A 9,021-nucleotide genomic window follows, 5' to 3' on the forward strand; every position below is an offset into this window, starting at 1 on the left:
TAGTGGGGCGGTAGACCGCCTCGGTTGAGTGTTGATATACGGGAACGCAACTTAAAACATCCGTCCGGCACGTTGAATATAGTTCGCGTAGGAGTTGTCGGATTCATCCCCGCGCTGAAGCGCGAGGCTTTCCCCTCGAACTTCCGTAACGAACCCCCATGGTGATAACGTCGGTGAACGCGGAGCGGTCTCGCGGACACGTTCAAATGCTCGGCCCGCGTCAGGACGCGGTATGAGAAGCGTTCAGCGCCTCTCCGCGGCGGCGGGAATCGTCCTGATCGCGGCCGCCCTCAGCGCGGTCGCCGCGCCCTCCATCCCCGAGCGCGCGGTGACGACCTGGGACGCCGCGGGCCGCCCGGCCGGGACCCTCCCGCGGGCCGTAGCCGTCTGGCTGCCTCCCGCGCTGATGGCCGGACTGGTCCTCCTTCTGGCCGCGCTGCCGCGGGTCGACCCGCTCCGCGAGAACGTCGCCGCGTTCCGCCCGACCTACGACTGGTTCGTCGTCGCGCTGACGGCGTTCCTGTTCGTCGTCCACGCGGGGATACTCGCCTTTAACCTCGGCTACGAGTTCCCGTTCACGTCGCTTCTCGTGGCCGCGGTCTCGCTGCTCGTCTACTACGTCGGCGCCGTGCTCCCGAAGACCGAGCGCAACTGGCTCATGGGGATCCGCACGCCGTGGACGCTCAGCAGCGACGCGGTGTGGGACCGAACGCACCGGCTCGGCGGACGGCTGTTCAAGCTCGCCGCGCTCGTCGGCCTCGCTGGGCTGGCGTTCGGCGAGTACGCGGTGTACCTCCTCGTCGGTCCGGTGGTGGCGGCCGCGGTCGTCTCGGCGGCGTACTCGTACGTGGCGTATTCCCGGTTGGAGGAGGGTGTCGACGGCTCGGTCGGCCCCCGGTCCGGGACGTAGGCGAGCCTGCCTCGGCGTGGAGCACCGCGCACTCAGAGCGCGAGAACCCCGGACAGGAGTTATGTGGGTGCCGGCGCCATCTCCGGGTATGAGCTATCTCGTTGCGACCGACGGATCGACGGAGAGTGACGAGGCCGTCAGGTACGCCGCGCGGCAGGCGGTCGCGTTCTACGAGACGCTGGAGATCGCCCACGTGCTGACGCCGGACTCGGAGCTGGTCGACGGGACGATCATCCTCCCGGGCGAGGAGGCCGCCGTCGAGGCCGGGCAGGGAGTCTTGGAGAACGCCCGGTCCGTCGCCGAGGAGGCGGTCGGCGACGAGCCGATCGACGTGGAGACGCAGCTGCTCACCGGCCGCCCCGCCGACGCGATCACGGAGTACGCGGCCGAGGCGGCCGTCGACGCGGTCTACGTCGGCCACCGCGGGCTCTCGGAGGAGCGCGAGCGGGTCGTCGGCAGCGTCGCGAAGAGCGTCGTCGACAAGGCCGACGTGCCGGTGACGGTGATCCGGTAGGGCGGCCGACCCCGGACCGATATCACTGGAAAATTTCCGCCGCGTCCGAGACCACGGCAAGGACCACCAATATCGGGGGTTCAAAACCCGTCGGGCGCATAACACTATCTGATGCCCGAAGACGCACTCGTCACGGCGGACTGGGTGGAAGAGCACCTCGAGCAGTTCGAGAGCGACGACCCGGCGTACCGGCTCGTCGAGATCAACAACCCGACCGTCACCGACGAGTCGGAGTACACGCCCTACGAGGAGGGCCACATCCCCGGCGCGCTGAACTTCGAGTGGGACGAGGTCTTCACCGACGAGACGGAGCGCGACATCGTCTCGAAGGAGAACTTCGCCGAGCGAAACGGCGAGGGCGGTATCGCCGCCGACACGACGGTCGTGGTGTACGGCGGCGGCCGCGTCCCGAACTGGTTCGCGCTGTTCGGCTACTGGATCTACAAGTACTACGGTCACGAGGACGTGCGCGTGATCGACGGCGGGAAGGGGTACTGGGTCGAGAACGACTACCCGCTCTCGACCGAGGAGCCCGACTTCCCGGCACAGGAGTACGAGGCCCGCGGTCCCTTCGAGAGCGTCCGCGCCTACAAAGACGACATCGACAAGGCGATCGAGGAGGGGATCCCGATGGTCGACGTGCGCTCTCCCGAGGAGTTCTCCGGCGAGGTCATCGCGCCCGAGGGGCTCAACGAGACCGCCCAGCGCGGCGGCCACATCCCCGGCGCGAGCAACGTTCCGATCGGCACCACGCTGAACGAGGACGGGACGTTCAAGAGCGCCGACGAGCTCCGCGAGCTGTACTCTGACGCCGGCGTCGACGGCGACGAATCGACGATCACCTACTGCCGCGTCGGCGAGCGCTCGTCGATCGAGTGGTTCCTCTTACACGAACTGCTCGGCTACGACGACGTCCGCAACTACGACGGCTCGTGGACCGAGTGGGGGAACCTCGTCGGCGCGCCGATCGAGACGGGCGAGTAGGGCGGCCCCGGCGCCGATCTTCGAACGCTACCCTTTCGGCGTCGTGCCGATCTTTTTGGCCGCGGCGCGCTGCACGCGCGAGAAGCGGCGTGGCGGCGAACCCCGAGCCGACCACCGGCCGGGTCCGACCGACGCGATACGTCTGCGGACCGTTGATCGTCGGTCTCGGGCTGTTTCTGACCGCCTCGTCGATCTGATAGCCAGTCGGTCTTCGACACCGTCCGGCCGTGCAAACGTATATACGGTTATGCGCAGTATTGTGTAGTATGCAACAGAACGTAGGTGCGACGGACAAGCGCGTCAGAACGGCTCTCGGCGCAGTTCTCGGGATCGGATCGCTCGCGACGCTCGGCGGCGCGGCGCCGCTTCCGGAGCTGGCCGCGCCCGTGCTCGGGATCGGTGCGCTCCTCATGCTCGGCACCGCCGCGACGGGGACCTGCGGCCTCTACGCCCTGCTCGGCGTCGACACGTGTCCGGCGTCGGCGGGAGAGTCGCGGTGAGTCCGAGCCGTGAGCGACTGCGGGAGTAAGTATTGCAGATCGGTGGCGGCGAGAGAGTATTTAAACGACCGAGAGCGACGGCGACGATCGCTTATAAATGACAGGCGGTGGCGTCGCCGGCGGCAGAGCCGCCGGCTGCAAGAGGCGCGTTGCGCCTCCCTGCGTGCCTCCGAGGCCGCTTCGCGGCCGAGGTGCACGCGCGAGGGAGTCGCTGGCGCTGCTGCGCCAGCGACGAGGCTGGGGAGGTGTGAGGCTGCGGTGCTGAGCGGTCGGGTGGGACTCAAAGGGGCAGCCGCTGTGGACGGCGCAGGCGACGTAAGCACCGCAACGAGGGAGCAACGCGACCGAGTGAGGCGCGCAGCGAGGGTGCGCCGTCCACAGCGGCTGGGGCTTTGGAAGCCTCCACCGTAGCATCGCAGTTCGCTTATAAACAGCCGCTAGCAACGTCACCCGATCACGTATAAAACCTCGATCAACTAACGTGCGAGACGTACTCCCGGTGTCGATCGGAATACTGGAAAGAACCGCAGTCGGCGCTTACTCGTCGTCGATCAGGCCGCCGAACACCGAGGTTGCGGTGTCGGGCACGTCGAAGTCGTGGTAGTGCTCGCCCTTCTCGTTCGAGAGGATGTTGAGGGCGGCGGCGGCGCCGTCGCCGGCCGAGATGACCGCCTGCCACTCCTCGGCGCGGACCATCGCGCCGGTCGCGTACGTGCCCTCGACGCTCGTCTCCATCGAGACGCCGACGTCGACGAGGTCGCCGTCGAACTCGCAGCCGAGCGACTCGGCGAGGTCGCGGTTCGCGCCCGTCGCCAGCACCACGTAGTCGGCCTCGTACTCGTCCGCCTCGGTGGTCACGCGAAACCCGCCGCCGGCCGCCTCCACCGCGGTCACCTTCTCGCCCTGCTTCCGGTCGACCCCGAAGTCGTCGGCCTGCTGGCGGGCGATCTCCATGTACTCGCTGCCGCCGACCGAGCCGATCCCGGGGTAGTTGAACAGGTGCGCCTTGTGCATCCATGTCTTGTCGGTGTCGAACAGGACCGCGTCGAGCCCGTTCTTGCTCGCGAACAGCCCCGCGCTGAGCCCTGCCGGTCCGCCGCCGACGATTGCTACGGTCGCCATGTCCGGTATACCGAGCGCGTGCTCATAAGGGCTGGCGAAAGCGGGGATCGACACGGCGTCGACGAGACGCGGCGCTTCTCCTCCCCGCCGCCGAGCCGAAGGTATTTGCGCGCGCCGTCGATGGTGTGGATATGACCGCCGTCCGCGCGTCGGACTCCGTTGCGTCCGACGCGACCCGCGTCGACCGCGCCGCTCGGTTCGTTCGACCGCTGCGCCTGTGCTGTGTCGCCGTCGGCGTCCTCGCGCTCGTCGCCGCGCTGTCCGGGTCCGCCGTCGCGCTCGGCGGCTCCTCGGGATCGGTCACTGGGACCGCCACCGACGACGCGACAACTCCTCTCGATGGCACGGCGACCCCACTCGACGACGCGAACGGGACGACCACGCTGGTCGTCCGGTTCACCCCGGTCGAGGACCCGGACGCGCTCGGCGAACCGGACGGCAACGGCTCCGCCGCCGTCGCGGACCTCCGCGAGCACGCCGACGCCGAGCAGGCGGCGTTCGAGTCGTTCGCCGACTCGCGCGAGGGCGTGACCGTCGAACGCGAGTTCTGGCTGGCGAACGCGATGCTCGTGACCGTCGACGCCGACGCGGTGACCGCGGAGTCGCTGCTGTCGGTCGCGAACGTCACCGCCGTACACCGGAACGTCGCGGTCGAACCGCTGGGCACGGCGGCCGACCCACCGCGGGCAGCCCCGTCACCGGCGCCGCAGCCGCGGGTCGAGCAGACCGAGCAGGTCGACGCCGAGCCGTCCGGATCGTACACCGCGGGCCTGCGACTCGTCGACGCCCCGACCGCGTGGGAGCGGTTCGACACCCGCGGTGCGGGCGCCACCGTCGCGGTGATCGACACCGGCGTCGACCCGAGCCACCGCGACATCGATCTCGCGGGGTGGGCGTCGTTCGACGACAACGGGACGGTCGTGAGCGAGGACCTCGCGGACGCGAGCGACCCCGACGGACACGGCACGCACGTCGCCGGGACGGTGGCGGGCGGGGACGCCTCGGGGACGCACATCGGCGTCGCGCCCGAGGCCGACCTGGTCGCGCTGGACGCCTTCGGGGAGAACGACACCGCGACGTTCGCGGGCGTGATCGGGTCGATGCAGTACGCGACGACCGAGAGCGACGCCGACGTGGTCCAGATGAGCCTCGGCGCGAGCGGGACGTTCCGCGGGTTCATCGCCCCCGTGCGCAACGCCCGCGCGACCGGCGCGGTCGTCGTCGCGGCCGCGGGCAACGAGGGCGCGAACACGTCGGCGGCGCCCGGCAACGTGTACGACGCGCTCGCGGTCGGCGCGGTCGACGAGGACCGGGCGGTCGCCGAGTTCTCCAGTGGCGGGTCGATCAACGCCTCCGCTGCGTTCGAGACGTACCCCGAGGAGTGGCCGGCCCGCTACGTGGTCCCCGACGTGGCCGCGCCCGGGGTCGGCGTCGTGAGCGCCGAGGCGGGCACGAGGAGCGGGTACGTCCGCCGACAGGGAACGAGCATGGCCGCCCCGCACGTGAGCGGGATCGCCGCGCTCGCGGTCGCGGCGACCGACGGGCGCGTCGACGACGCGGACCTGCAGGCGGCGATCGTCGACACGGCGGTCCACCCCGAGAACGCGACCGAGCCGGACGATCGGTACGGGCACGGCGTGGTCGACGCGCCGGTCGCAGTCGAGGCGGCAGCGGCGGCGACCCCGCCCGAGGCCGCGTCGACGAACGAGGAGAACGCCGGAAGTGACGGCCAGAACGGGGCGGACTCCGAGGACGGCGCGCCCGGCTTCGGCGTCATCGCGCCCGTCGTCGCGCTCCTCGCCGCCGCGGGGCTGTCGGCGCGGCGCGTCGGCCGACCGTAGCGGGATCGGGTGGGTTTCGGTCCGCGACGCTACTCGGAGAAGTCGGACAGCGAGCCGCGGGGCTCCGAGTCGGAGTCGTCGCCGTCCGAGTCGCCCTCACCGGAGGCGCCGCCGTCGCCGACGGTGTCTCTCTCGTTCCCCTCGTCGCCGCCGTCGGCCCACGGGTTCTCGGGGTCCACCGGCTCGACGGCGCGGTCGAGCTCCTCCGGCGAGTAGTCGGTCTCGTCGTCGAGGAGCATCGCGAGGCGCAGCCAGCGCGCGCTCTGGTCGTCTTCGCCCTCCGGACCGACCCGGCCGCCGTGGGTCTTGAAGAAGCGCGTCCCGCGGTCGCGCCGCGCGCCCTCGCCGGTGTGGCCGTCGAACACCGCGTCGAACTCGCCCTCCGGTTCGAGGTCGCCGACGGGGAAGTCGTGGGCGGGCTCCTCGCCGCGCTCGCGGGCCTCGGCGCGCACCTCGGCGACGGCGGAGAAGTAGGCGTCGGCGTTGGAGGCCTCCCGGGTCGAGCGCGCGCGGGCGGCCGCCAGCGCGGCGTGGATCGCGCAGATCCGGCCCTTCCACTCGGCGGGCTCCCAGCGCTCGGTGGCGAGCTCCTCGTAGCGCTCGATCGCGAGGGCAACGTCGCTGCCCGCGCGGAGGTCCTCGACGACGTAGAGGTTGAGTCGGTCCCAGAGGTTCCACGCGTAGCCGGAGCGGGCCAGCTCCCACGCGGCCCACGCGGCGACTTCCTCGTCGGAGCGGCGCACCGCCTTCTGGAGGAGACTGGAGACGACGTACCGGCTGTACCCGCCGTCGGTCTCGTTGGCCTCCTTCTCCTCGCCGAAGTCGTTCTCGCCGGTCGCGTCCGGCGTCGTGTCGGTCTCCAAGCTCCCGTCCGACCCGAACGTCGCCTGTCGATCGTCGCCGTCGGCCATACCCCCGCTCCCGCCGCGAGCGACTTAAAAACCGCGCGCTGCGGGGGCGACGAGAGCGGTCGAGCCGCCCGCGGTACTGCGGATCACACCCGATTTGAAAGGGAACCCTTAAGTCGAATCCGGCGGCTAGGATACGGTAACCGCCCTTAGCTCAGCCTGGTAGAGCAGTCGACTGTAGATCGACTTGTCCCCCGTTCAATTCGGGGAGGGCGGACTTCCTTTCCAGTCGATTCGTAGGCGACTGTAGATCGACTTGTCCCCCGTCCTCGTGAGCGGAGCGAACGAGGGCTCGGAAGACGCAGCGCCGAGCGGAGCGAGGCGACCGTCTTCCGGCGTTCAATTCGGGGAGGGCGGACTTCTGCTGCGAACGACGTGAGCAGTCAGACGTCTCACGGACCGAATCGAGCAGACGAGTCACGGCCCGGACCGGCGAGCGAAGCGAGCCGCACGCCCGGACCGCCTCCACCCCGCCCCCGGGTCGTCGACCCTGCAATCGCCAGCCGCTCCATTTTACGTGACGCGACCGTCCGATCCGGTATGAAACGCCTCACGTCCCTCGCGGGAACGGCCAAGCAGATCCTGACCGAGGCGTCCGAAAAGAACGTCACGTTCATGGCGGCCGGCATCGCGTACAACGCCTTCGTCTCGCTGGCTCCCCTTTTGATCCTCCTCCTGCTGGTCGTGTCGACGACCGGTACCGGACTCGAGGACCGGCTCATCGCGCTCGCCGGAGAACTGCTCCCCGGCCCGATCGCGGACGTCGTCGAGGGGATCTTCCGCGGCGAGAACGCCTCCTCGAGCGCGTCGGTCGTCGGTCTCGTCGTCCTGATCTGGGGGACGCTGAAAGTGTTCCGCGGCCTGGACACCGCGTTCTCGGAGATCTACGAGACGACCGACCGCAACTCGTTCGTCGACAAGCTGATCGACGGCCTCGTCGTGTTCGTCGCCGTCGTCGTCGCGATCCTCGCGACGGTCGTGGTTACGGCGGCCTTCGTCCGGTTCTCCGACGCGGTCCCGTACGTCGGGGTCGCGACGACGCTGGCTCTGATCGGCGGCCTCGTCGTCGCGTTCCTCCCGATGTACTACCGGTTCCCCGACGCGGACCTCGGGTGGCGCGAGATCCTTCCGGGCGTCTTCGTCGCCGCGATCGGGTGGGCGGCCTTCCAGGCGCTGTTCCGGGTGTATCTCCAGTTCGGCGGCGACGGTTCCAGCGGTTTCTTCGGCGGCGTGGTCGTCGTCGTCACTTGGCTGTACTTCTCGGCGATCATCCTCCTCCTCGGGGCGGTGATCAACGCCGTGCACGGGGGGTACACCTCGGGCAAAGCCGGGGGCGTCGGGCGGGGGGCGACCGCGTACGAGACTCACCGCGAGGAGTCGATGGACCGGGAGGAGTTCGCGGCCTATCTCCGGGAACTCCGAGAGGAGCTCGGCGGACGCTACGAGGGGATGCGTCCCTCACACGCCAAGAGCGGAGCGCCCCGGCGACCGCTCGGGGACGTCGAGGTCATCGAGCAGACGACAGAGACCGAAGAGGGTAGACGCTGGGAGGTCGCTTTCCGCTGGCAGTCCGGCGACGGGTCGGAGACGGATCGGGAGGGATGAGGGCACCCGGAGGAGACTCGATACCGGCAGCGGTGTCCGAAGCGGAATCGGGCCACGCCTCGCGGATCTCCGATTACTCCTGCTGATGCGGATACGCCGACTCGCGTTCTCGGCCGCGATTCTCGCCGACACCTTCCTCGGACCGGGAGAGCAGCCGACTATCGATCGGCTCGCCACCGATCCCTGAGCGACAGCGAACGGGGGCGGCGAGATGGACTCCGTTCTTAGGTTGACCGGCACCTTGTGGAGCCGCTGCGGATTCATAAAGTATGGAGCCTCAGATCGCTCGTATCTCACTCAAAAGGCGCTGTGACGGTGGCTACGATCTTCAGCGTCGACCCGGGTCTTTGAGCCTGCATCGTCACACGCTGATCGCGTCTTGACATCCTCCCCGCGCTGAAGCGCGAGGATTCCCACGGCACCGTACCGCTGGGTTGGGATATTGTGGTTTACGACGTTACCTGTTCTTGAGGCGCGAACGCGCCAGTTTCCGTGTCAAACAGGAACGTCGATGGCTGTGCCAACCAGCCGTTACTCCTATTCACCGAGAGATTCGGTGAACTCGGAGATACTTTCTGCCGAATGTTCTCAGCACCGTTCACATCCGCGTTCGCCGTCGTCCCGCACTCATCACACA

The 9,021-nt window shown here is 69.1% G+C and carries 8 protein-coding genes, 1 tRNA gene and 1 pseudogene; 7 read left to right on the top strand and 3 right to left on the bottom strand.

The window, feature by feature from the left end; all coding sequences use genetic code 11:
- Positions 1-232 precede the first annotated feature (232 nt).
- From EDM04_RS18230 to EDM04_RS18245, 4 genes are all read left to right on the top strand, one after another.
- Entirely contained in the window at positions 233-910 is a 678-nt protein-coding gene (locus tag EDM04_RS18230) for an SdpI family protein (protein WP_123624643.1), read from the top strand.
- Positions 911-998: 88 nt separating this feature from the next.
- On the top strand, positions 999-1,424 hold the full coding sequence (locus EDM04_RS18235; RefSeq protein WP_123624645.1) for a universal stress protein: 426 nt from the start codon (positions 999-1,001) through the stop codon (positions 1,422-1,424).
- Positions 1,425-1,535: 111 nt separating this feature from the next.
- Positions 1,536-2,408 carry a sulfurtransferase gene (locus EDM04_RS18240; RefSeq protein ID WP_123624647.1) on the top strand — a complete coding sequence of 291 codons (873 nt, stop codon included), beginning with the start codon at positions 1,536-1,538 and terminating at the stop codon, positions 2,406-2,408.
- 266 nt (positions 2,409-2,674) lie between these two features.
- Positions 2,675-2,908 carry a DUF2892 domain-containing protein gene (locus tag EDM04_RS18245; protein ID WP_123624649.1) on the top strand — a complete coding sequence of 78 codons (234 nt, stop codon included), beginning with the start codon at positions 2,675-2,677 and terminating at the stop codon, positions 2,906-2,908.
- Between the two features lie 537 nt (positions 2,909-3,445).
- On the opposite strand, the gene EDM04_RS18250 is transcribed toward EDM04_RS18245, so the two are convergent.
- Positions 3,446-4,030: an NAD(P)/FAD-dependent oxidoreductase gene (locus EDM04_RS18250; RefSeq protein ID WP_123624651.1), complete on the bottom strand. Its 585-nt coding sequence runs from the start codon at positions 4,028-4,030 to the stop codon at positions 3,446-3,448.
- Positions 4,031-4,161: 131 nt separating this feature from the next.
- Here EDM04_RS18250 and EDM04_RS18255 point away from each other — a divergent pair, with 131 nt between their 5' ends.
- Entirely contained in the window at positions 4,162-5,871 is a 1,710-nt protein-coding gene (locus EDM04_RS18255) for a S8 family serine peptidase (protein ID WP_123624653.1), read from the top strand.
- 29 nt (positions 5,872-5,900) lie between these two features.
- Here the strand turns inward: EDM04_RS18255 and EDM04_RS18260 are convergent, their stop codons facing one another.
- Positions 5,901-6,782: a hypothetical protein gene (locus tag EDM04_RS18260; protein WP_123624655.1), complete on the bottom strand. Its 882-nt coding sequence runs from the start codon at positions 6,780-6,782 to the stop codon at positions 5,901-5,903.
- Positions 6,783-6,922: 140 nt separating this feature from the next.
- Between EDM04_RS18260 and EDM04_RS18265 the strand changes: the two genes are divergently transcribed.
- Positions 6,923-6,996 (top strand) — tRNA-Tyr (locus EDM04_RS18265).
- Positions 6,997-7,319: 323 nt separating this feature from the next.
- Positions 7,320-8,384, top strand: a complete 1,065-nt coding sequence (locus EDM04_RS18270) for a YihY/virulence factor BrkB family protein (protein WP_123624657.1) — start codon at positions 7,320-7,322, stop codon at positions 8,382-8,384.
- A gap of 449 nt (positions 8,385-8,833) precedes the next feature.
- On the opposite strand, the pseudogene EDM04_RS18275 reads toward EDM04_RS18270, so the two are convergent.
- A pseudogene (locus EDM04_RS18275) lies at positions 8,834-9,021 on the bottom strand (RNA-guided endonuclease TnpB family protein); the annotation flags it as partial.

The organism is Halorubrum sp. CSM-61, assembly GCF_003781945.1.
GTDB lineage: Archaea > Halobacteriota > Halobacteria > Halobacteriales > Haloferacaceae > Halorubrum.